This window comes from Methanosarcina subterranea (assembly GCF_055385895.1).
In genome coordinates this window covers 3,490,060-3,512,280 of the sequence record NZ_AP042426.1, presented here as the reverse complement: position 1 = coordinate 3,512,280, position 22,221 = coordinate 3,490,060, and the positions used below count along the sequence as shown (strand labels likewise).

At 41.0% G+C, this 22,221-nt stretch carries 19 protein-coding genes and 1 pseudogene; 7 read left to right on the top strand and 13 right to left on the bottom strand.

The genetic code is table 11. The features are described from left to right. Positions 1-132: 132 nt before the first annotated feature. The 5 genes from ACZ5A8_RS15245 to ACZ5A8_RS15225 all read left to right on the top strand — a co-directional run bounded on the left by ACZ5A8_RS15245 (position 133) and on the right by ACZ5A8_RS15225 (position 4,430). Entirely contained in the window at positions 133-279 is a 147-nt protein-coding gene (locus ACZ5A8_RS15245; protein ID WP_464530094.1) for a hypothetical protein, read from the top strand. Between the two features lie 687 nt (positions 280-966). Beyond that, positions 967-1,122, top strand: a complete 156-nt coding sequence (locus ACZ5A8_RS15240) for a hypothetical protein (RefSeq protein WP_464530093.1) — start codon at positions 967-969, stop codon at positions 1,120-1,122. 615 nt (positions 1,123-1,737) lie between these two features. Beyond that, the gene (locus ACZ5A8_RS15235) at positions 1,738-3,279 is read left to right on the top strand and encodes a lipopolysaccharide biosynthesis protein (protein ID WP_464530091.1); all 1,542 of its coding nucleotides are present in this window, start codon (positions 1,738-1,740) and stop codon (positions 3,277-3,279) included. 633 nt (positions 3,280-3,912) lie between these two features. Continuing rightward, positions 3,913-4,050, top strand: a complete 138-nt coding sequence (locus tag ACZ5A8_RS15230) for a hypothetical protein (protein ID WP_464530090.1) — start codon at positions 3,913-3,915, stop codon at positions 4,048-4,050. Then, positions 4,047-4,430: a response regulator gene (locus ACZ5A8_RS15225; protein ID WP_464530088.1), complete on the top strand. Its 384-nt coding sequence runs from the start codon at positions 4,047-4,049 to the stop codon at positions 4,428-4,430. Before ACZ5A8_RS15230 ends, ACZ5A8_RS15225 begins: the two co-directional genes overlap by 4 nt. Positions 4,431-4,587: 157 nt before the next feature. On the opposite strand, the gene ACZ5A8_RS15220 is transcribed toward ACZ5A8_RS15225, so the two are convergent. The 3 genes and pseudogenes from ACZ5A8_RS15220 to nifH form a co-directional block, all read right to left on the bottom strand. Then, positions 4,588-5,877 carry a nitrogenase component 1 gene (locus ACZ5A8_RS15220; RefSeq protein ID WP_464530086.1) on the bottom strand — a complete coding sequence of 430 codons (1,290 nt, stop codon included), beginning with the start codon at positions 5,875-5,877 and terminating at the stop codon, positions 4,588-4,590. After that, positions 5,874-7,334 carry a nitrogenase component 1 gene (locus ACZ5A8_RS15215; RefSeq protein ID WP_464530084.1) on the bottom strand — a complete coding sequence of 487 codons (1,461 nt, stop codon included), beginning with the start codon at positions 7,332-7,334 and terminating at the stop codon, positions 5,874-5,876. The genes ACZ5A8_RS15220 and ACZ5A8_RS15215 overlap by 4 nt, the downstream gene beginning before the upstream one ends. 114 nt (positions 7,335-7,448) lie before the next feature. Then, a pseudogene (gene nifH / locus ACZ5A8_RS15210) lies at positions 7,449-8,252 on the bottom strand (nitrogenase iron protein); the annotation flags it as partial. 415 nt (positions 8,253-8,667) lie between these two features. Here nifH and ACZ5A8_RS15205 point away from each other — a divergent pair. After that, complete coding sequence (locus ACZ5A8_RS15205; RefSeq protein WP_464530083.1) at positions 8,668-9,501, top strand: hypothetical protein; 834 nt, start codon at positions 8,668-8,670, stop codon at positions 9,499-9,501. Positions 9,502-9,702: 201 nt separating this feature from the next. Here the strand turns inward: ACZ5A8_RS15205 and ACZ5A8_RS15200 are convergent, their stop codons facing one another. The 5 genes from ACZ5A8_RS15200 to ACZ5A8_RS15180 all read right to left on the bottom strand — a co-directional run bounded on the left by ACZ5A8_RS15200 (position 9,703) and on the right by ACZ5A8_RS15180 (position 14,762). Further along, positions 9,703-10,641 carry a DMT family transporter gene (locus ACZ5A8_RS15200; protein WP_464530082.1) on the bottom strand — a complete coding sequence of 313 codons (939 nt, stop codon included), beginning with the start codon at positions 10,639-10,641 and terminating at the stop codon, positions 9,703-9,705. A 55-nt stretch (positions 10,642-10,696) separates the two neighbouring features. Further along, positions 10,697-11,731, bottom strand: coding sequence for an ABC transporter substrate-binding protein (locus tag ACZ5A8_RS15195; protein ID WP_464530080.1), 1,035 nt, complete (start codon positions 11,729-11,731; stop codon positions 10,697-10,699). 49 nt (positions 11,732-11,780) lie between these two features. Continuing rightward, the gene (locus ACZ5A8_RS15190) at positions 11,781-12,602 is read right to left on the bottom strand and encodes an ABC transporter permease (protein ID WP_464530078.1); all 822 of its coding nucleotides are present in this window, start codon (positions 12,600-12,602) and stop codon (positions 11,781-11,783) included. 4 nt (positions 12,603-12,606) lie between these two features. After that, the gene (locus tag ACZ5A8_RS15185; RefSeq protein WP_464530076.1) at positions 12,607-13,515 is read right to left on the bottom strand and encodes an ABC transporter ATP-binding protein; all 909 of its coding nucleotides are present in this window, start codon (positions 13,513-13,515) and stop codon (positions 12,607-12,609) included. A 755-nt stretch (positions 13,516-14,270) separates the two neighbouring features. Then, positions 14,271-14,762 carry a DUF6803 family protein gene (locus tag ACZ5A8_RS15180; RefSeq protein WP_464530074.1) on the bottom strand — a complete coding sequence of 164 codons (492 nt, stop codon included), beginning with the start codon at positions 14,760-14,762 and terminating at the stop codon, positions 14,271-14,273. Positions 14,763-15,000: 238 nt separating this feature from the next. Here ACZ5A8_RS15180 and ACZ5A8_RS15175 point away from each other — a divergent pair, with 238 nt between their 5' ends. Then, complete coding sequence (locus tag ACZ5A8_RS15175; RefSeq protein ID WP_464530073.1) at positions 15,001-15,837, top strand: winged helix-turn-helix transcriptional regulator; 837 nt, start codon at positions 15,001-15,003, stop codon at positions 15,835-15,837. A gap of 105 nt (positions 15,838-15,942) precedes the next feature. On the opposite strand, the gene ACZ5A8_RS15170 is transcribed toward ACZ5A8_RS15175, so the two are convergent. The 5 genes from ACZ5A8_RS15170 to ACZ5A8_RS15150 form a co-directional block, all read right to left on the bottom strand. Beyond that, positions 15,943-17,259 carry a nitrogenase component 1 gene (locus ACZ5A8_RS15170; RefSeq protein ID WP_464530071.1) on the bottom strand — a complete coding sequence of 439 codons (1,317 nt, stop codon included), beginning with the start codon at positions 17,257-17,259 and terminating at the stop codon, positions 15,943-15,945. Next, complete coding sequence (locus ACZ5A8_RS15165) at positions 17,243-18,724, bottom strand: nitrogenase component 1 (RefSeq protein ID WP_464530070.1); 1,482 nt, start codon at positions 18,722-18,724, stop codon at positions 17,243-17,245. Before ACZ5A8_RS15165 ends, ACZ5A8_RS15170 begins: the two co-directional genes overlap by 17 nt. Positions 18,725-18,944: 220 nt before the next feature. Beyond that, the gene (locus ACZ5A8_RS15160; RefSeq protein WP_464530069.1) at positions 18,945-19,958 is read right to left on the bottom strand and encodes an ABC transporter substrate-binding protein; all 1,014 of its coding nucleotides are present in this window, start codon (positions 19,956-19,958) and stop codon (positions 18,945-18,947) included. Between the two features lie 5 nt (positions 19,959-19,963). Further along, on the bottom strand, positions 19,964-20,470 hold the full coding sequence (locus ACZ5A8_RS15155; RefSeq protein WP_464530067.1) for a hypothetical protein: 507 nt from the start codon (positions 20,468-20,470) through the stop codon (positions 19,964-19,966). A 104-nt stretch (positions 20,471-20,574) separates the two neighbouring features. Continuing rightward, positions 20,575-21,273 (bottom strand): hypothetical protein, encoded by a 699-nt coding sequence (locus tag ACZ5A8_RS15150; RefSeq protein ID WP_464530066.1) that lies wholly within the window; start codon positions 21,271-21,273, stop codon positions 20,575-20,577. Positions 21,274-22,221 lie beyond the last annotated feature (948 nt).

Genomic DNA, 22,221 nt, shown 5'->3' with positions numbered 1-22,221 from the left:
CTTTGTACTCCTTACGACTTTCTGTAAAGCCCATAAATAAATCACTTAATTTTATAGTGTTTTTTGATTCTGATATATCTTGAAGTTACGCATAATTTCCGGAAATTTCATTTGATTTAAGTAGTGATATATTTGACAGATGAGATTGATGAAATTATGGAGACTTATCAATACCAGATGGACCATGTCAGGATAAGTAAAGAAGAAATTAAGAAAAGATTAATCAGGGCAAAGGAAGTAGAAGCAAAAGAAAATGCAGAAGTTGAAAAAAGCATTTAACCTTGACTTCAAAATAATAAAAAACGCTTTATGAAAATAAAGCTTTATTCCTGTTCTTTATGGTTTTATTATTTATCTGACTTTATGGAAGAGTTTATTTCGAAACCAATTCCATTTCCCGGATAAGCAAGTGTTTTAGAATTTTACTTTTTGACCAGAAGTTCTACAGGCTATTCCGAATTCAAGATTAAGAAAAGAAGTGTTAATTTTCGGGATAAGTTCTATATCAAAAAAGTAGAGTTAATCCTGCGAACAGGATCCACGTTGTTTTTCAAGTTCTATTACAAGCAATCTTTCGAAATCTGCGGAATCAAGATAATCCGCACCGTAAATAGATTCAATTTTTCTCATACAAATACATAATAATTCGTAAATGATATAAATCTCGGCTTAGCCGCAAATTTTGCCGTTTTTTACCGTTATCTCAAGAATTGATAAGGAGTAACAGGTATCTCAAAAAGTGTACTCTTTTGTACGAGTTACACACAACAGTCTTTTTTCAAAAGTCTCCCTCACAAAATCATTTTTTTCGTATCACAGAATCGAGATGTTTAGAGCACATATATTAGAGGACCTTCGAGGCATTTTTTGCCGTAAAATGTGAGTATTTATATCTGCAACGAATATTTTTAACTGTCGCAATGCGCAAATAACTAACTTTTACAAAATATTGAAAAAGGTACAAACATGGATATAATTAACATTGAAGAACTGTATATGAAAGGTAAAAAGCAATCCGGTTTAACTGGTGTAGTGCCCGAAGAAGTAGATAAACTGGTGCTTAAGCTTTTTGATGATGCATATTATCAGGGTCTTCAAGGTTTATCTCTTGAAGAAACATAGGTGCGCTTATTATTGCAGGTATTTGTGTTACAGTACCAGAAGAACAGTGGAAATATACAATACCTGTAGTTAATGAGTTTGTATATAATAATTTGTAACCTCTGCTTTTCTTCGATTAGAAAATATGCTTCCTTTAAGATTTTTGCGGTTTTGGCAGTGCGCCAATTTTTCTGTAAAATTAAAAATTTTAGGAAGCTTTTGAGTAAAAGAATTCAAGAGCAGTAGAGTAGTTTTCACACAGTATCCAAAAACTGACTTTAAATTTATAGCAAATTCTCGACACTGCCTGATATTGACTTGTCCGTCTAAATATTCCTTTAAATCTTTTACGACTAATTCTTGCGTTTTTCCTGAGTTTCAACCCTGAATGTGTTATATTGTATTATATTAACACCGTTAACAATATAAATTTGTAAAGCAATTTAATTGTAAGACAGGAACTAAAGTAAATAAAGAGAAAATATACAAACTGATCACATTAAACCTTCCACATAAACCTTCCTGCCGTGAGAGCCCACTAAAAATATTTGAAGATGTAAGGAAGCTGGTAAAAAACGAGTCCTACAAGTGAGACGGGGAACTGAAGTTATAGGTCCTTAATGGGGGATACAGGATATGGATGAGACGACAGTAAATGCAGCAAAAAAAAGATTTGATAACAGTAACAAGAAAAGCTTTGCTTTCGATGTGCTGACACTTACAGGTGGGACAACCCTTGCTCAAATTCTTACCATTCTATCATTTCCTGTTTTAGCCCGCTTATACCAGCCTGAAAATTTTGGGGTATGGGCTCTATACAGTTCTATTACCGGTATTATCAGCGTTATAATATGCATGCGATATGAGTACGCCATAATGTTGCCTGAATCGGACGAGGACGCCGTAAATCTCTTAGGAGTAAGTTTTCTTGCAATAGGGGTTGTAACCGGCTTGACCCTGGCAATAATATGGTTCTTCAGAGAGTTTATAGTTAATATTTTGAATTCTCCTCAAATAGGAAATTATCTCTGGCTTGTACCCCCATTTGTTCTTGTAAATGGGATATTTCTTGCCCTGAATGGCTGGAATTCAAGGACTAAACTTTTCAAGAGACTATCCTTTTCAAGAATATCGAGTTCTTTTTCGACCATTGCAACACAGATAATTATAGGAATAGTTGACAAAAAGAGCCCAACTGGCCTTATAACCGGTAATCTTACCGGGCAGTCTGTCGCAACATTTATGCTTGCGGGACAAATCTGGAGAGATGATATAAAACTGATCAGAAAAAGCCTCAACTGGAAGAAAATGTGTGAGGTACTTAAAAGATACCGTAAATTTCCACTGGTAGACTCATTTTCCGCCCTTATGAATTCGATCTCCTGGCAACTTCCAGCTTTCCTTCTTGCAGCCTTTTTTTCTCCTGCAGTCGTCGGTTTTTATTCCATTGGATTTAGACTTCTTCAGATGCCAATGAGTTTGATTGGTAGTTCGATTTCACAGGTATTTTTCCAGAGGGCATCAAGAGCTGCATCCAGTGGAAACCTTTCTGTACTTGCAGAAAATGTATTCAAAATCCTTGTAATAATAGGTATGTTTCCTATATTAGTCCTTACAATTGTAGGGAGTGATGTTTTTACTGTGATTTTCGGGAAAGCCTGGGCAGAAGCAGGGGTTTATACCCAGATCCTTGGGTTCTGGGCTTTTGTCTGGTTCATCTCATCTCCACTAACTGGAATATATCTTGTAGTTGAAGAGTATGATTTTGGTTTTCGTTACAATTTTATTAACCTGGCTACACGTTTTCTTTCACTTATTATAGGCGGTTTTTTAGGAAGCGCACGTATAGCACTTATTCTTTTTTCGATATCTGGAATTGTGGTATATGGCTACCTTTGCTTGAAGATGATGTCTTATTCCGGAGTAAAGATTTCAAGAGCCATGAGAATCGTATTCTCAAATTTTATTCTTTTTGTTCCTGCAGGAATTATCCTTGTTGCCCTGAAAATCGGAGGAGCAAACCCTATTCTGATTGTTGCCTTTTCCGGTGTGCTTATCTGCTTTTATTATCTGTATATTTTAAAAACCGATACAAATTTGAAAAAAATAATTGGAGAATTCGGTCTTGAGGGAAAATCACTGAAAATCTCAACCTTAGGGAAGGTTCCCAAATCTTGATAATGGTGACAGTTGTGCCTTTTTTCCAGGATTAATCAATAACTCATGATTTTTAAGAGGTAAATATAAACTTTTTTAATTTAATTATTGGTAGTCTTTAAGGCCTTTTCAAAGATAACTATGCTTTACCTTTATAGAGTAGTTGTCCTTGATTGCTGTTTCAGTGTGGTATTTTCTTTTAAATTACTTTTAAGATATTTGATTTACCGAAACTAAAATCTAATGTTTTTTGGGTTAAAGCTTTCGGGATCAAAATTTTTCCCGGTCATTCCATGGCGTCTTCATTTTCCCAATGTTCAGGTTTTTTAGGCGATTTTTGCCATAATATGCAGTATTTAATATTTACAATGAGTATTATAAACTGTTAATTCACAGTTGTGAATTAACGTTTGTAGAATAATAGAAAGCTACACAGTTGTAGACCAATTTCGCTCTACGACTCGAATATTTGAGATGCAGTTCAAGGGTCTGAGGATTCAAAAAAATGAATCCCGGAGATATAAACAGAAAAGGAGGTGATATTTACCTTTGAAAAGAGGTTCAAAGCCTCAATATTCTAAATTCAGTGATAAATACAAAATTAAGATGAACTAAAATCATATTGGGGAAAATCATGTTGGGGAGATGGTCCAAATGAGTTACAATAATATCTGGCTCAAATTAAATAACTCCAGGGATACGATGTTAGAGGCTTCTCATCAGTCTGGAAAAGGATACGTCCCGACAGATATAAAAGCCAAAAACCATTACCTTACGGAGTTGCATTCATGAAAGTACTGCTTGTCGATGATGATCCCTCTTTTTTGGAGCTATCAAAAACTTTCCTGGAAGTTTTCCACGATATAGCCTCTGATACTGTGGATTCTGCCGGGGAAGCGCTCCAGAAACTGGAGAAGGACTCTTATGATGTCGTAATTTCAGATTATGATATGCCTTTGATAAACGGAATTACTTTCCTGAAGACTATCCGCAATAAAAATATTAAAACCCCTTTTATCCTGTTTAAGGGAGCAGATAAAGATAAAATCATATGCAAGGCAATAGAAAACGGTGTAAGTTCTTATATCCGTAAAAGTGGAGATCCTAGAGCCCTATATTCTGAATTATCAACTCAAATATGGCAGATTACTAATAGCTGTGCAAGTCACTAAAGTGCTCAGTTCCAGGGTTCAAAATATAATTTTTAATTGGTGATTCAAGAAATTAAGAATTTTTGTAACTCAAAAAACACACCTGAAATTTCCAAACAGAAGGCACAAAAAAATGAAAGTACTTGAAGGTACTTTCATGCCAAATAAAAAATTACGGTTACGTGCCAGAGATAAGCATTGTGCTCAGTTCTTCTGCCAGCGTAACTGCACCTCTATATCCAGAATAACCTTTAGAAAGTACTACTTGGTCATATAGCGGGAACGTAAGAGGAAACGTTGATATTCCATATTTTTTGCCTTCGATCTTATCGTTTGTGCTCCCGAAAACCACATTGGGTTTATTTTCCTTGATATTCTCCCAGATCCTGTAATTGTCAGACTCGAACAATACAGTCGGCTCCAGGTCATAATCAAGCTTTGAAATGTTCTCTCTTATAGGCTCTCTTAGATCCTCCTCAGGCTGGTCCGTGACGGCTATCAAGCCAGGAGACAGGCTTAAGTCATTTGCAAGAAACTTTGTTATCCCCACGGCATATCCTGAGTCAGCTATTACTGCAAATTCCTTATTGGATAATGCGAAAACGTGCGCCTCGGTGAATTTAAGAAGGTACTTCCAGAATGTATTTTCCTCTTCTTCAATGACCTTTTCTACTTTTTCCGGATCCAGATGCAATACTCTTGCTACCTCTCTCAGGAAACTGCTTGTTTCGGAACCGATAGGTAGTGGATATACAAGGTAAGGAACACCGAACTTCTGCTTAAAGTGCTCAGCAACGGCAATGCCGGTGTTTGGAGACAGCACAATATTTAGCTCCACCTTTGAGGCATTCTTTATTTTATCCACAGTGTCGTAGTTTCCGGATAAATTTACCTTAAGACCGATTCTTTGCAGCAGGCGGACTATCTCGTTAATATTACCCTGCCAGAAAGCATCCATAAGAGGCACAATGCCCAGGAGGTTAACAACTCCCTTTGTCCTTTTTTTCGATCGGACCGTAAGCTGATCGACCATCGATTTATAAGCTATCTCATATCCCCTGTAAGTATCACCTTTAAACCCTGAGGTCTCTGCAAATATCACAGGCTTCTCGCTCCCTGAAAACTCATTAACGACTGCCCTTATGTCGTCGCCTATAAGTCCGACCGTACAGCCCGATATTACGAAATAGATGTCAGCATCGATGATCTCAAGTGTAGTCTTAATCTGTTCCCGTAAGCGGTCTTCCCCTCCGAAGACTACCTGCTTTTCAAGCGTGTTGGTCGAAGGCATTGCGTAGCCGCACGCGTAACCCTCATACTGATAACCATGACCCAGGTTGCCTGTAAATAATGCCATCCCACACCCCGGACCGGCATGTATGATGGGGGCTGCTCTGTGAATGGAATTTACCAGATCCAGAGCCCCGCCGAGAGCGCAGGTCACCCTTGGTGCATCAATGTAGCTCATTTGTTATCACCTATATATTTAAAGGGACTTTGCGAATACCAGCTTTCACGGTACGGCAGGTTTACTCTTGCCGAAATCTTTCTGGCATAAGCCGGATTTCTTAAAGACCTTACAAGTTCCTTGCCAAAGCTTATCGCGCCTTCATATCCAACATAGAGTGTGCCTGGGAGCACCGGAGCAACCGGAATTCCCTGCCGTATGCCAGTACTGCAGTACTCTATACCGCCCACCAGAACATCTGGCTTTTCTTTTGCCAGAAGGTTAACCCACTCAAAATGCTGGAAATTGCCTATCTGTAAAGTGAATTCTTTTTTGCTGCGGCGGTTAAGGTTCTCAAGGGGTTCGAGACCATAAACATCGCTGTATTCCAGGCCTGTACTGACAGCAGTTTCCATTCCAAACTCCTCAATCAGGCTCTGGATAGCCAGAGTTCTTGCTAAATTGAAGCCGACAAAAGCCCTTTTGCCCTCAAGCTTTGACCTTATTTCCCTGAGTATCGGTGCAGTTCTGGCTTCTTCTTCCTCGATCACTTTTTCAATCTCTTTTTCTTTGCCGAACAGCTTTGCAGTTTCCCTCAGCCACCAGTTCGTAAACTCAATTCCAACAGGCATTGGGGGCTCAACATAAGGTATTCCATATTTCTTCTCCATGTTTATCAGGAAAAGATTGCTCATCAGATTACAGAGGGTACTCGCGCCTGTAACTTCGGATGCACTCTTAATGTTAGCCACGTCTGTAAATAAGGGGAAATACTGTACCTTAATCCCGGCTTTAGCCAGGAGGCGTTCGATTTCAAGCTCATTAACATGGGATATCGTAAGAGGATTAACTACAAGCAGCGTATCTTTTTTCTTTTCCTTTGGAGGCTCTATGGCTCGCATAAGCGCTACAAGGAATGTGTCGTATCCTGTAGCAACAGCTCCGGACCTGAACCCTTCGCACTGCATTGGTATGACGACTCCTTTAACCTGTGGCTGTACTCTATTAATGACGGCTTCGATGTCGTCACCTATTATTCCGGCGGCGCAGGACGATATCACTGTGATTATTTTCGGATGATATCTGTTCTCAGCTTCCAGAATAGCTTTCTCGAGCTCGTCAACTCCACCATAAACAACTTCATGCTCCCCAAAATTAGTTGATATGGTTTTGACAGTATCCGACGACTGCCCTCGAATTGCTCTTTCCGTTTTATGTATGAGCAGCACTCCAGGTATCATAGATGAACAGCCTACCGGCGAGTGCGCTATGACAACGTTATCATTAATCATAGCCGCATTTAAAAGGGGCATCATTTCATCGCAGGCTGATGCCTGTGAAAAGCTCCTGTCTCTGTTCTTCAGGCAGCCTTTTCTCGAGCACCGCGCCAGATCTTTTCCACTTCCTCCAAATGCGCATACCGTGCCGAGACGCTCTTCGCGAGTTGGGACAAGGAGTTCTGATTTAGTTTTGATCATTTATTTTTCTCCTTAATTCTCGCTGGAGATCTCCGCTTCCTGTGCCAGATAGTTAAGCCTACAGCCCGGAGAGATCTCGTCCTTCTGTCCCAACAAACTGTCAGACCACCTTTCGGCCCATTCCTTTAATTGTTCAGGCTCCATAGGTGAGGGCACGTACTTTTTCCTGTTATTGATGATGGTTTTTGCCAGTTTTCGATACACAGTAGCCTGCTCTGAATCCGGATCAGCCTCTATGACGGTCTTCCCCAATAACTCGGCCCTGGTCACAGATAGTGATCTTGGAACGAACTGTGATATTGTTGTCCCGGTATTATTGCTGAAGTCTTTCACAATGTCTTTCTGGATAGTTTGATTGATCGAATTGGCGATTATTCCGCTAAATAGAGCGCCGCCGCTCGTTGCGTACTTCTTGATTCCCTTGAAAAGATTGTTAGCAGCATAGATGGCCATAAAATCAGACGATGAAACAGTATACACCTGCTCAGCGATACCTTCACGGATAGGCATAGCGAAACCCCCACAGACCACGTCCCCCAGCACGTCATAGATAACAACATCCGGTTTATAGTCCTCGAAGACGTTCCGGGATGCGAGCAATTCAATAGCAGTGATGATACCTCTTCCCGCGCACCCCACTCCGGGCTCCGGACCTCCTGCCTCGACACAGAGTATATCGTTAAATCCGCTGTGAACTATTTCATCAATCTCCACCTTTCGGTTTGTGCGCAGTGTATCGAGTATTGTCGGGATAAACGTTCCTCCGCGCAGCGTATTCGTGGAATCGCTTTTCGGGTCGCACCCGATCTGCATGACATGATATCCCTGTTCGGAAAGGGCAGCACTGATATTTGATGATGTGGTCGATTTACCAATGCCGCCTTTACCGTAAATGGCAATATTCCTGGTTTTGGTCATATTATCACCCGGTTAATCAATAATATATGCTATCGACCCATCAGAAAAGAACAGAGCATTAAATGACTTCCTTGATTCGGGAAGCTCATGAATATTACGTATACAGGGCAGTTGCTCTTACTGGTGAGGATCGATACGCTTTTACCAGATATCTAAAGCGTGAATTGTTAAATATGATCGGAAATGAGCAAAAACGACCATATTATTCAGATAATTCAAAAAAACAGGCAATAATTGCTTGAACAATACAGATTTCCAACACTGTAAAATATAAGTCTCAATTCCTTAACTAACCTGTATAATAAAATTTTTATTTGGGATTATTTTACCTTAATCTGCACTTATATATACTGCGATAACAATACGCCGGAAAAAGAATTTTACCGGGCAGCCCGGGGAGAAAATATCGTTTTCTATGGTAATAAGCCTTAAAATCCGGATTATCGCCTTCATAACGGCATGTATCTTGATTTTCGGAACAGGAGCAGGATATGCATTCCTGCACTCAGATGGGACATCTAAAAGCCTGCCCCTTTTGAATATGGCAGGACAGGAGATTACTATCAACGAGTACAGGGATGCCGCAGACCCTGACTTTGATACCCTTATCATGTTTCTGTCGGAAGATGCCACAGAGAATAAGGACTATGTTTATCCAGTCTACACATGCGGGGATTTTGCTTCACGCCTCCATGACAGTGCTGAAAAACGCGGCATAAGGTGTGGTATTGTCGGGGTAAAGTTCAAAACCGTTTATGAAGAGAACAGATCGGAAATATTAAACAATGGTTCCCATTATCCGCCTGCCTACTCCAGCTATGATGCCTGCAGAGGGCATGCTTTCAATGCCTTTAACACGACCGATAGGGGGATAATTTATGTGGATTCTACAGGCATCACAGTTGAAGAAAAAGAGATGGGAAATAAACCCTGTGACATGATAGTCTATGCCAGAGAAGGTGAGGAACTCGGGGAGATGCGGATCGAGCAGGCGGAAAATCTCGAATATTCTTATTATAAACTCAAAGAAAAACAATACCTCAGCTATCTGGATAAAGTTGATAAATATAATTCTGAAGCTGAGACCTTAAACCGTGAGATAGAGGAAAATACCATCAACTATAGCGAAGCGTTAAGTAAAAAGCGAGAACTTGAATCTGTAAGGTCAAATCTGGAACAATGTAATGAATCCAGATGGGTTATTGTGGGGCAAATGGGTATCGTTGATAAGATTCGGGTTTTCTGGTAATCCAGAGATATCTTTTTGTTTGCCGGGGCTGTTACATGGAACTCATCCGGAGAGTTTAGTTTTAAATAAAAAAATGAACGCGCTGGGAGATATAATTGATCATACGCGTTGAAATTGATTACACGCGTTGAAGATTAAAGTTTAATTATTTATCGACAGCAGATGAATGGATATTCAGGCATAACAGATAAATGAGATAACTTAAGCATCAAGAGGTGCTGACTGCCTGAATGTGCAGATACTCCTGCTTTCTGCTTTATATAGACCGGCGATTATCAGGACACTTCCGAGAAGCGTATACGCTGTAAAGGACTCTCCAAGCAGTACAGCCCCAAGAAAAACACCTGATAGTGGAGTAATATAGATCGTCATAGCTACTGTTGAAGCCGATAATTTATCCAGGCTGAAATTATACACCAGGAAGGCGATCAAGGAACAGCATATTGTCAGAAATCCCAGGGACACCCAGGTAAGCAGCGTAAATTCAAACATGGGAGTATGAGGAGATGTCAGGTAGAAAGGCAGGAACTCTATGGATGCGAACAGAAAAACGTAGCTCAATACTGTAAGGACGGAATATTTTTCGCTGATCTTCTTACCCATGACAGTGTATAATGCCCAAAAAAAAGCCGATGTCAGAGCAATAATATCACCTTTCAACTGCGCGGATAGCTCAAATCTACCGCTTGTAGTTATCAGTGCCAATCCTGCAAATGCAATGACAGCACCGATTATTTTGTCCTTCGAGGGCTTTTCTCCTATAATCACAAGTGATAGCAACATTACCGCGAAAGTGGACAGGCTGGATATCATAGTGAAATTGGTAACCGTTGTATGTTCCAGCGACCACGCCTGAAGGAAAAGTGACGCTGAGATGCCGATCGTGGCAAGAAATGCCATATATGGCACGTCTTTTAAATCAATAGAAAGCCCCTGTTTACCCTTCAACAATAAAGTTGCTGCGATTATCATTGGTGTTGACAGGACGAACCTGAGCGTTACAATATCCAGGGTACCCAGCTGGGCATATGCTCCCTTAACAGCAACACCGGAAGCTCCCCAGAAGATATTTATGATTATCAGGCCGGCAATGAGCCATGAAAGGCTCTTGCCCTTAACATTCATCTGTTTTTCAAACATAGTATCAAAAAAATAATTGATGGTAGAAGAGAAGAGCCATCATTTGAAACTATTCTTACCAGGAATCCTGAAACTCTTTTGTGTACAGGTCGCCTGGCTTGATCTGTCCTGGCTGAAGGGCGCCGTCGTCCACAAGCTGGTCTATCCAGACCTGCAACTGCGTTTCATTAACAGCACCGTTACTGCTGTAATAGTGTGCAGCTGCTTCGTCCAGACCGATCGCTTTTGCAGTTATAATGGCAGCTTCATCGCGATTATTGTTGGACCAGACTTCAGTGGTCTTATAGCCCTTAATGAATTTTCTTACTGTCTCAGGATGCTCCTTAATGAAATCTTCGGTAAAGCAAAGCAGAGTGTTACCGCCTGCGCTGCCGAAAGCTTCCTGGCTTGTGGTCAAAACCCTGACACCACCGTGTTTTTCCGCCGCAAAGTAGAACGGGGGGTGTAGCACTGCAACATCAATCAGGCCCTGCCTCAATGCCTGTTCCTGCTGTGGGTCGGGTATCACGACATACTCAAAGTCATCTTTAGAGAGCCCATTGTCCTTGAACCACTTATTGTTCTGCGTATCAGCGCAAATACCCAGTGCCGTTACGGCTATCTTGGGCTTATGGCCCAGCTTTTCCTTTGTCAGGTCCGAAATACTCTTGATACTGCTGTTTTCCATAACCAGCCAGTGCATGTGGGTCTTGCTCAGGTTGCCATCAGGTGGTTCATCCCCACTCTGAGCAACTGCAATCACAGGTACTCCGGCAAGCCTCAGGTTGATCAGATCCTGCGGATCGGCGTCAAGCACATCTATCTGCCCGCTTACGAAGGCATTGTTTCTCTGAGTAGATGCAATCTCGCCTACATCAACAAATTTCACGCCGGATTCGTTGAAGAAACCTTTCTGTACACCTACGACCCACGGAGTTATGGTACAATCCTTATTGACACTGGCCTTTAACTTATATTCCTCATTGTCCACCTGTTTATTTCCGCTATTTAAAAATATGAAACCTGCAGCCACAATAATGATTATTGCCAGGACGGCAACTGCCGCTAATACCGGCTTATTTTTAGGTTTTTTATGATTAACATCACCCATTTTATACCTCCAGAAGTTTTTAAGATATTGATCATCACTACCATCAAGATTAGATTACAATAGACTCCTTCCACTTCACTGAGCGTTTTTCCAGCTCCAGCATAACATAGTTTATAACGATACCAAGCAGAGCGACCGTGACTATGCCGGCATACATCTTAGGGATCTGGAAGGTGCCCTGTGCCTTGATTATCATGAACCCAAGCCCGGAATGTGCACCGATCATCTCCGAGCCAATGAGCATGAAAAATGCGAATCCGGCACCCATACGTATGCCTGTGAAAACTGTCGGCAACGATGCCGGAAGCAGTACCTTCCAGAACATTTCAAGTTTACTCAGCCCTGCTGTCCTTGCCATTTTTATTAATACCGGATCAACATTCTTAATGCCGGTAACAGTGTTGAAAAGTATTGGCCACTGGCATACCCAGTAGATGATGGCTATTTTGGATATCTCGCCAATGCCCAGAAGTGCCATAAAGACCGGGAACAGTGTAAATGGATTAGCCTGGCCAAGAACCTGCAGTAACGGATTGACCGATGTTTCGAATTCCTTAAACCATCCTCCAAGAAGAAATCCCAGTGGTAATGCTATCAGGAGGGCTAGCCCGAAACCCGTAAACACCCTTATCAGGCTTGCTATGGTATGTGTTGTCAATTCTCCAGACAAAATCAGATCCACCATTGAGGAGAAAATCACTGACGGTGGGGATATGAACAATATGTTTACCAATCCGACCCTGGGAGCTATTTCCCATATCAGCAGGAATATGATGATAGCTATTGATCGCTGAAAATATGACTTAAGGAGGTCAACAATATCGAAGGCTGAGGACCTGTGGGCAGTCTCTGAGCTGGCATTGCTTTCCATTGGATCACTTTGACCTTGCGTCTAAAGGTATCGACAGGACAGGAGCTTTTTTAATGCTTCTTGAATCTGAAGGAGTGCAGTCCTCAATCGAGCATTTACCGTATTTCTGTGCCTTTACCACTTCTTCTTTTAAAAGTTCCCATAGTTTATGCCTGGTCTCAATGAATTCCCGGGTTATCCTTATGTCATTCGATAACCGGCTTTTTCGAGGAATTGGGATATCAATAATAGTTTTAATGATCCCGGGCCTGGCAGTCATAACTGCGACTCTGTCAGCAAGAAATACTGCTTCGTCAATACTGTGAGTTATGAAAAGTACGGTCTTTTGCGTCTGATCCCTTATCTTTAAAAGATCTATCTGCATGATCTCCCTGGTCTGGGCATCAAGAGCTGCGAACGGCTCGTCCATCAAAAGAATCTCTGGGTTTATGGCAAGCGCCCTCGCAATTGCAACCCGCTGTTTCATGCCTCCGCTAAGCTCATACGGAAATCTGTCCTCAAAACCTGTTAATCCGACCAGAGAGAGGTATTTTCTTGCTATTTCTTCCCTTGCGCTTTTTTCGACTTTTTTTGCCTCAAGCAGAAAAGAAACATTATTCAGGGTGGTTCTCCAGGGAAAGAGTGCAGGCTGTTGAAAAACAATAGCTCTGTCAAGGCCAGGGCCTTCAACCGGCTTACCATCAATCAGTATTTTCCCGTCATCAGGTTCTGTGAGCCCGCCGATAAGGTCAAGAAATGTGGATTTCCCACATCCGCTTGGCCCGAGAATAACAAAAAACTCTCCAGCTTGAATGTTAAGATTCACACCGTCCAGCGCATAAAATTTTGATGCGGAAGCATCCCTTTTATTGGATGTTATTGCATTCCGGATTTTGAATGTTTTTTTAACATTTATTGCTTCAATATTACTCATTATATCAACTACCGACGTGTCTTTGATCAGGGATTAGGTGTCGGTAATATATGAGAATAGATTTCTGAGCAATAATGGTCTCAATCGTTTGTTTTTCAGGTGAATTGAGGCAAAGTTAATCAGATTTTATACCGTTTTAAAATCAAGATTTGATTTTTGAAAAACAATTTATTATAAAATCCAAATTTTTGTTTAAATCATTGAAAATAAGTATTTATTTTTTATAATCCAGTAGCAAAGCCTTCAAACTTATTTTATTCCTTTGCCGTTGAAAATATTTCTTCTCTAAAAAAACATATTGACAGCAATTAAATAATCAGAAAAAGAAAATAGGAGGTGAAGTTAAATGAGCTCAATCAACAACAGTAGGAGAATAATGGTTCGATGATATGCGAAACCCACGAATGGGACGATATACAATGCTTTAACCCTCTTATCATGTTTATACCTGCTTCAATTCACTTTTTCTTCTGTTTTACATCTCTTCTGTTAGGCAACTTATAATAACACTTACTAATACTTGAATCTATTTTTTGAGGTAAAATCTGCCTGAATAAATTTCCTTTGCTTGTTTATAATCCACAAAATGATGATATTTAATGGAAATTACATTCCACGTCTCCTGTCTCGAAAAACCACTAACGTGGTGAATAACTACTAAAGTGGCGAATACCTTGAGACAAAAATATTCGTTGTAGTACCTCTTCAATACTGCTCTTCTTCATTTTTGCTGGTTTTTGGTATAATCAGGGTTCTCAGAGTAGCGATGGATTGAGCATGCCAAAGATCATTGCAATATGGGCAACGACAAGGAATCCGATAAGTAGCAGGAAGTGCAGTTTCATTTTTGAATCCTGTTCCTTATTCTTCGCGATCACACCCAGTTCAAGGAGTGCAATTCCGAAGAGAAAGATTACGCCGCTCAGATAGGACCCTACAGCAAGAATGTCGCTGTAACCTCTCCATTCAATATTTGGCACCACCATCGTCATGAGGTATGTAAAGATGCCGAGGAAATAGAATCCTAAAGCAATGCCAACGATTTTGTTGAACTGGCGAAGGGGGCCGTCATAAAGACGTCCGAAAGTTACAAAGAATTCCGTTGCAGTCAGCGTTTCGGCAAGGATTACTGGAATTGCCATAAATATCAGCAAATTCCACGGCTGATTGGTCGCGAGCAGTTCCATATAATGGGTCATGTTCATATTCATAGCAGTTGTTGCTGTCTGAGTAATCATTTCCTGCATTTTTGTATCTCCACCGGAGACTATTGTTCCTTTCTCCGGTTACAAGAGGGATAATTTTGCAGTTTAAACCTGTTCTCACCAATCTATCTATTAATGTACAACTCGACAGTGAAAAATGATGAATCTTTATGACATTGGATGAATATTAAGAGATTTAACGGACACTCAGTAAATTCTCCCTCGCAGGTCATTGCCGATAAGCTAATTGATATATACTTAATTTTCAGAGTACTAACATATGGCCTGGATCAGGAAGATTACATGTGCTATTATAGCACTTGTTCTTACAATTGCGGCTTCACCATTTTCGGTTCTTGCAGTACCGGCAGGTTCGTCTATGTTTTCGATGCATACTGGTCCTGAACGCTGTGAAGCCGGGATGAATTGTATGGTTAACTGCCCGATGCTGGCTCAGGTAAATTCCAGATCCACACGGGAATCCTTTCCGCGGTCATCTTCAGGTCAGTCTTCTCCATGCCCGTGCAATAATGCCTCCCAACCGCAAGCGCAAAAAATTAGTGTCCAGGGAATGATCGGACTGAATGGCAGTTTTTCTGGAATTAGGAAGATCTATCCGAAGAACGTTCTTGATCACCCGCAGCGAAAGGAAGTGTATGATATCATCGTGGCAAAACCGGGCATTGATCTGGGGAGGATTGGAAAGGCTCTTGACCTTAACCGGGAAACACTCCGATACCACATTGACTTACTGGTATCGTCAAATAAAATCGTTGTGATGAAGGATCATGGTATCATAAGGTATTATGAAAACCACGGGAGATATGGTATCCTGGAAAGGCGTGTTCTGGCCCACCTTTGGAACCCGACGGCTGAACTAATTCTTTCAATAGTTCTCTCGAACCCGGGGATAACGCAGGGAGATATTGCCGGAAGGCTTGCAGTGGCATCCCCAACAGTTCACTGGTATATGCAAAGATTCGCTGCCGATGAAATTGTCACGATCCGGCGTACGGGTCGGCTCACCAATTATTACATTACTCTGGAAGCCCTGCATTTATTGACCGATCCTCCTAACATCCTACAAAATCTGAAATTTGAAGCTTATGCTCAATGATTCTCTTTTTATTAATCTTCACTTTGATTAATTTTCACTCACCTTGTTATACAAATATACAGAACCTGTAAAGCGTAAGCCTGAGCCCATTAATCCGAGATCTGCTTATCGGTAAGTATCAAGCACTCTATCATAAATGTCTTCTATTGCCCTGAGCCCACCCGTATATCCTGCATATCCGCAGTTAAGCACAAGCCTGTAAAATACAGGCACGCTGATAATAAGCAGATCGGCTCCTGTTTCCTTTGCAATATCCCTTTCCCAGCCGCTGCCCAGAATCAATGCCCTGTTTTTATGTTCATTCTTTCTGATTTCCTCATGGATTTTTCCGCCGTCAATAATGAACTCGACCTCTGCAGACCTGAATTCGGAGATCTCAGCAAAGTGCTTTCGGATTGATTCACGGAATTCCTCTGGAGTATTATCGACAATAAACTGTTTTGCCGGAAGAATTCCAAGCTCATTCAAAAGAAATTTGGAGAAGCCAATGGCATAGGTCGCATCCAGTAAAGTGTAGAATCTTCTGGGAATACCATATCTAAATTCAAGCATGAAATTCGCAGTTCTTTCAATATGTGAGTAGAACTTTTCTTCTTCCTTTTTAATGAATCCCTCAACTCGAGCTTCTTCAAGGGACGCGAATTCACCCACCTGACGCAGGAATTTTGAAGTTTCATTGCCCCCGATTGGAAGATAAGGGAAATGCAGATATGGTGTGCCGTATTTATTTTTAAGATTTTCAGCAATGCCAAGTCCTGCCCATGCACTGATAACCAGGTTGAATTCCGCTTCAGGTATTGTTTTCCATTCTTCGATACCCCTGGAATCCTGCCCAAAGAGGATATTGGCTTCAAGCCCTATTCCCTCCAGAATTCTCTTCAATTCCTGAAGGTTACCATTCCAGTAAGGGTCCTGATATGGAATAACTGAAAAGACATTGACAAGCCCTTTTTTAGTAGTTCTTTTGCTTCCGAACTTATCGACGTACTGGTCAACAATTGCATTAACAACTTTTTCATGGCTAACATAATTGTTGCTTTTAAAGCCGCCGGTTTCTGCAAATACGGTCGACTTGCCCATGCTCTGAAAATCTGCTGTTACTCTACCCACATCATCTCCGACTATATCCGATGTACAGCCTGTAAGCACAACATAAAGATCAGCATCTATAACTCTAAAGGAACCTTCAATTACTTCCTTTAAGCGGTGTTCTCCACCGTAGACAATTTCGGATTCACTGACATTTGTACATGGTATTGTATTCCCACCTGCATACCCTTCACCCTGCCCAATGAGGTTGTTAATCTTGCTGCTGCACCCAGGGCCCGCATGAAGGATGGGGACAGCTCTTTTTATTGCCACTACTGACTGCTGTGCACCAAGAGCACAGGAATATCTCGGCTGCTCAATAAAACTCGACACGTTCATTAACTCCAAGGAAGGAAAATGGGTCCTGTTCAAGCCACCATTTTGTGTATGGCATTGTACTATGTTTCGCAAGATTCGTAACAAATTCTTTGTTATCAAGAGTTTCCAGTATTCTTTCAGCATAGTTCAGAATACCCTGATAGCCAAAGCTGAACTGCTCATCGCCCACAAGCAGGGTAGGAATCCCGAATTTTGCCCCCCATAAAGTAATCCCTCCATGCCTGGCAATCAAAATGTCCGGCTTTACCCTGTTCAGGATATTGACTAGTTCATATGCCTGCTTGCTGCATACAGTATAATTTTCTACATCCCCGTATGTATCAACACTATGGGCCAGAACATCCGAAGTAATATCTCCGTTGTCATAAATGGGGTCATGATGAAAAATAGCAGCTCCCCGGACTTCAAGACCCAGGTCCTTAAGAAGTGAGATCAACGCGTGACCATGAGCAGCACCTGCAGTAATATAAGCTGTTTTGCCTTTTAGCTTTGAACGATATTTTTCTATTTGCGGCAGTACTCTCTCATGCTCCTTTTTTATTATATCTTCAATCTCCACTCCTCTGTTAAGAACTCTGCCAAGTTCCCTCATCCATTTGTCAGTTCCTGCAAGCCCGTATGCAGGAGGTGATTTTATTTCCGGCACGCCGTAAACCTGTTCAAGTGCGGCACCAAGATATGTTCCCAGAGTTGGGCAGATTTCAATAGTAGCAGCTGCTTCCGAAATATGCCCGAGCTGGTCAACTGTAGAAAAAGGAACTATATATTCAGTTTCATAGCCTAGCTTTTCAAGCAGTTCATCAAAAACATGGCTGCCCCAGAAATTAATGATGTTTACTCTATTGCTTTTTTTCTGCGGGGGTTTCACTATTTTCCGAACTATGGAATGATAAGCAGAATCAAACCCTGTTGTCCATATCTTTGACCTGAATCCTTCGCAGAAACATGCAACTACCGGTATTCCAAGCTCCTGAGATAAATGGTTTGCAACTGCTTCAACATCATCGCCTATTATTCCAGAAGCACATGATGTTGTTATGAAAATCGCTTTTGGTCTTATCCTGCAAAAAACCTCCCGGATTGTCTCCTCAAGTTTTTGTGTTGCACCAAAAATTGTGTCTTTTTCTTCAATATTTGTATTAAAATATCTCCCCATTGCAGGCGGCAGATTTCTTTCCATCTGCCCAACGCGGTAAACGAAATTAAAAGTAAAAAAATCTCCGGAACAGCCAACAGGTGCGTGATTAATGACTGCTGCGTCAGTTATCATTGAGAGCTGGCAAAAAGCATTAAGAGAACTGCAACCCATGCATTGGCTAAAGCTTCTTACACTATCGTTCAGTTTTCCTGAACGGGAGCATTGTACCAGTTTGCAAGCAGTTCCTTCAAATCCGGTAATTGAGCCAAGCCGGACTTCACGTATAACTACCTTCGGTTCTTTAAGATTTACTTTACTCATTCAAAAACTCCTGAATGCCTGAAATAAAAAGCTGTGATATCGGAGATTTGAAAGAATAGGAAGGAGTAACCTACTCCAAATTTTCATGCATCAATTACCGATATGTATCACAATCAGGGATTGGCGTCGGAATATATTAAAGTAGATAAACCAGCATTTATTGTATCGATCACCCTTTTTTCGGAAAAATCAAGGCAAAATTTGCTTTTGAGGGACAAAATTACCATGCATTTTTGAACCGGTCTGTGTACAGGTCCGATACGTTGTACTCTCCAGGACTAATAAGGCCCTGCATAGCCATTTCATCAAGCCAGATCTGCAGCTGAGTCTCATTTACATCTCCTTCATCGCTATAATAATGAGACACCGCCCCTCCTTCACAGAGTCCAAGCCTCTCAGCAGTGATATTTCCGGCTTCTTTACGATTATCATTGCACCAGCGCTCCGATTCTTTATATCCTTTAATGAACTTCTCCACTGTTTCAGGATGCGTCTCTATAAAATCTTCCCTGCATATAAGAAGGGTCATTCCTCCTGCCTCACCAAGAGCATCAGAGCTGCTTGCCAGGGACCTTGCATTTAAACGAAGTCGAGCACACCCGTGATATGCAGTCTGCAGGACTGCGATATCTATAATGCCTTCTCTAAGGGCTTGCTGCTGGTTCTGTTCAGGTATTACAATATATTCTATTTTGCTTACTGGTATTCCGTATTTTCTTAAAAGCGCGTTCGTCTGCAGGTCGGAACTGCACCCGAGAGCCCCTACTCCGATCTTTATGGTCCTGTTACTGTTATTGATAGATTCAAATGATGTAAGATCGCTGTCTCTGCGTACATCCCAGTGAAGGTATTCCGTGTTTTTGTTTCCATCCTCAGGGGATATCCCACTCTGGGCAACAGCTTTTACTTTTACACCCGATTTGAGCAGATTGACAAGTGTTAAAGGATCAGCATCAAGGACATCGATCTGTCCCAGCGCAAGAGCATAAGACCTCTGTGTAGCTACAGTCTGGCCAACGTCAATATAATCGAGGCCCTGTTCTTTGAAAAAACCTTGCTGGCTTCCGACAAACCAGGGGGTGCCTGTACAATCGTTTGTCACACTGGCTTTTAATGTGTATTTGTTTTTCTCGCCAATTTGACCGAATGCGTAAAACCCACAGACAATAATGCTCACCAGAATAAGAGCTGCAACTACTGAATACGTCCACTTAGAAAACTTTTTTTCAGTCATTCTTATTAATCCAACCCTTTGGTAAATATGCCAAAATTCCTGATGCGGTCCATGACAGATATGTTAACTTTTACATCTTCGTCCATTGTGCTATTGGTAAAATGAATGATCTCGATTCTTGAACTATTATTATACCAGATGTCTCCGGGATTGAGGACCAGAGACTCACCGTTGTAATCCAGGTATACTGTACCTTTTTTGTCAACGCTCTTTATGGTGATATTGTCTTTTTTGTACGGCAGTTCATACGCCCCATAAAGATACATTTCTCCCCCGTGGCAGCCCTCTTTTCCTATTCCTTTTCCATCCCCTAACATGGCCTTAAGGCTTTCATTGAGAGGCGGAAACCATGTTGCTTTCAGGAGGTTCTGGCTGGTAGTAGAATTGTAGGTAGGATAACCCATGTACACGTACGCGTTGATTTCAGGGTTGCCGGCAAGAAAGCCTTGGATCTCTACATAATGCTCCATAAACACATATTCGTTGGAGCCGATTGTTTTTGGGTTTAACATGGCGTAACAACCGGCTATCAGAACGACTGTGCCAATTACTACCAGAGTGACTAGCAGTGCCTTTTTTTCCATATGACCTTATCCGACAGACTAATGAATTACAATTATGAACTAGAATTTTCTTCTTTCATATTCATTTCACTCATATTCATTTCCATTTCATTGCCTTTATCAGGATTTGTCGAGGATATCTCTATTTTTACTGGCAAGGTCACCCAGTGGCACTGTTTGCCGTCTACATAAACAAGGTGTACCGGACTGTCTTTGAGATCTGCAGTTAAAGTTTTTTCATTGTCTATGAAAGCCAGGATCGTATTATTTGCCTGATCTCTTGTATATACCACATTATATCCATCAGGAGAGTATACTTTGAAATAAGCTTCTGTGGTTGGATCTTCTCCTTTTTCAAGAATGTTATTCCATTCTATTCCAATGAAATCGCTGACAGTTTTGTCGCCCGTACTGTCATAATACGTCACATTTGATCTCTTTACGAAATCCATGGCTTTCAGGTCGGAATATGTTAATGTTATGTTCCCTTTCGTTCCACCGAATATGTTTATAGTATAATTTAGGTTTTCAGGAAGGCCTGATTTCAGATCTTCTTCTAATTTTTTATCTGCCGCTTTTCCGGAAAGATCCAACTCAGGATCTTCTTTTAATGTACTGTCTGCTACATTTTCATAAATGTCTGACTTAGGTGCTTCCTGTTCTACGGAATCTGATGCATATCCGGATATTAGCAAGAATGCTAATGATATTGAAAATATAAGTGTAATAGCTAAAATTGCTCTCTTTTTCATTTTGCTCACCCATAAAAAAAGAGAATAAAATCAGATAAGCTATAGTATTGAGGCAAAAATTGCTTGATTTGTGCTCTTTACGGATTTAAAAGATCATTTGTTTCTAAAGTAAGCGAACTTCACAACCTTATTTTCAGGCACATTTTGCCCAAAAAAATGAGTTTAAGTATTAGCAAATATAATTATGTATTGTAAGTTCACAATTGTGAATTGACTGAAGCCCGCGGACAATGAACTCACAACCAGCTCAATCCGCTTCAGATAGTAAATTCATAATTTGGACAAAGCAACTGCTGAAAAAGCAAAATGGCTACTCGGAGACTGAAGGCACGCTTAGCCCGATCAGATCCCAGATTACCGCTTTGAAGTAAAAAAATATGAGGGATAATTTCCCCCAAAAGGAGGTCAAAATAAAGGTGAGCATTAATAGCAAATCGTAACTTGACATATGTGAATCTTGCGTTGCCCAATTGCCATTTGATTTCCCTCACATGGCATGGGATTTCAGTCATAAACGAACAGACAGTATTTCATACAACCCACAACAATTTCGCGACCCATGATCCGTAGAAGTATACAAAGATGTCGCCTTTTATCTTGTACAATAATTTCAGGATGCCATTTAAATAAAATATCGGTAAACTGGCGAAATCATGTAATTGTATACATCTATGGAATTTTGGGAAAAAATCAGCGGCTCCAAATTGTAGAATAATACTGGCAAATGGGCAGTGTGCCTAATTTGCTGTAAATTTGAAGCAAATTTTTGTGTAGTATGAAAAAATTGATCTCCCGATATGGAATTTTCTACCAAATAACTTCTTGAGATTTGTGATTTTACAGAACTTATGTTACACTGTCGACAAAATGCTGAGATAAGGAAGGACTACGTAGTGGAGTGTAAATCCATTCATCCTGAGTTCGATCAGGGTCTTAGCCTGGAGGCTT

Excerpts from the sequence above, each read along its gene's own strand:
- ACZ5A8_RS15240 (WP_464530093.1), top strand. The coding sequence starts at position 967 with ATGGATATAATTAACATTGAAGAACTGTATATGAAAGGTAAAAAGCAA.
- ACZ5A8_RS15235 (WP_464530091.1), top strand. The coding sequence starts at position 1,738 with ATGGATGAGACGACAGTAAATGCAGCAAAAAAAAGATTTGATAACAGT.
- ACZ5A8_RS15230 (WP_464530090.1), top strand. The coding sequence starts at position 3,913 with ATGAGTTACAATAATATCTGGCTCAAATTAAATAACTCCAGGGATACG.
- ACZ5A8_RS15225 (WP_464530088.1), top strand. The coding sequence starts at position 4,047 with ATGAAAGTACTGCTTGTCGATGATGATCCCTCTTTTTTGGAGCTATCA.
- ACZ5A8_RS15220 (WP_464530086.1), bottom strand. The coding sequence starts at position 5,877 with ATGAGCTACATTGATGCACCAAGGGTGACCTGCGCTCTCGGCGGGGCT.
- ACZ5A8_RS15215 (WP_464530084.1), bottom strand. The coding sequence starts at position 7,334 with ATGATCAAAACTAAATCAGAACTCCTTGTCCCAACTCGCGAAGAGCGT.
- ACZ5A8_RS15205 (WP_464530083.1), top strand. The coding sequence starts at position 8,668 with ATGGTAATAAGCCTTAAAATCCGGATTATCGCCTTCATAACGGCATGT.
- ACZ5A8_RS15200 (WP_464530082.1), bottom strand. The coding sequence starts at position 10,641 with ATGTTTGAAAAACAGATGAATGTTAAGGGCAAGAGCCTTTCATGGCTC.
- ACZ5A8_RS15195 (WP_464530080.1), bottom strand. The coding sequence starts at position 11,731 with ATGGGTGATGTTAATCATAAAAAACCTAAAAATAAGCCGGTATTAGCG.
- ACZ5A8_RS15190 (WP_464530078.1), bottom strand. The coding sequence starts at position 12,602 with ATGGAAAGCAATGCCAGCTCAGAGACTGCCCACAGGTCCTCAGCCTTC.
- ACZ5A8_RS15185 (WP_464530076.1), bottom strand. The coding sequence starts at position 13,515 with ATGAGTAATATTGAAGCAATAAATGTTAAAAAAACATTCAAAATCCGG.
- ACZ5A8_RS15180 (WP_464530074.1), bottom strand. The coding sequence starts at position 14,762 with ATGCAGGAAATGATTACTCAGACAGCAACAACTGCTATGAATATGAAC.
- ACZ5A8_RS15175 (WP_464530073.1), top strand. The coding sequence starts at position 15,001 with ATGGCCTGGATCAGGAAGATTACATGTGCTATTATAGCACTTGTTCTT.
- ACZ5A8_RS15165 (WP_464530070.1), bottom strand. The coding sequence starts at position 18,724 with ATGAGTAAAGTAAATCTTAAAGAACCGAAGGTAGTTATACGTGAAGTC.
- ACZ5A8_RS15160 (WP_464530069.1), bottom strand. The coding sequence starts at position 19,958 with ATGACTGAAAAAAAGTTTTCTAAGTGGACGTATTCAGTAGTTGCAGCT.
- ACZ5A8_RS15155 (WP_464530067.1), bottom strand. The coding sequence starts at position 20,470 with ATGTTAAACCCAAAAACAATCGGCTCCAACGAATATGTGTTTATGGAG.
- ACZ5A8_RS15150 (WP_464530066.1), bottom strand. The coding sequence starts at position 21,273 with ATGAAAAAGAGAGCAATTTTAGCTATTACACTTATATTTTCAATATCA.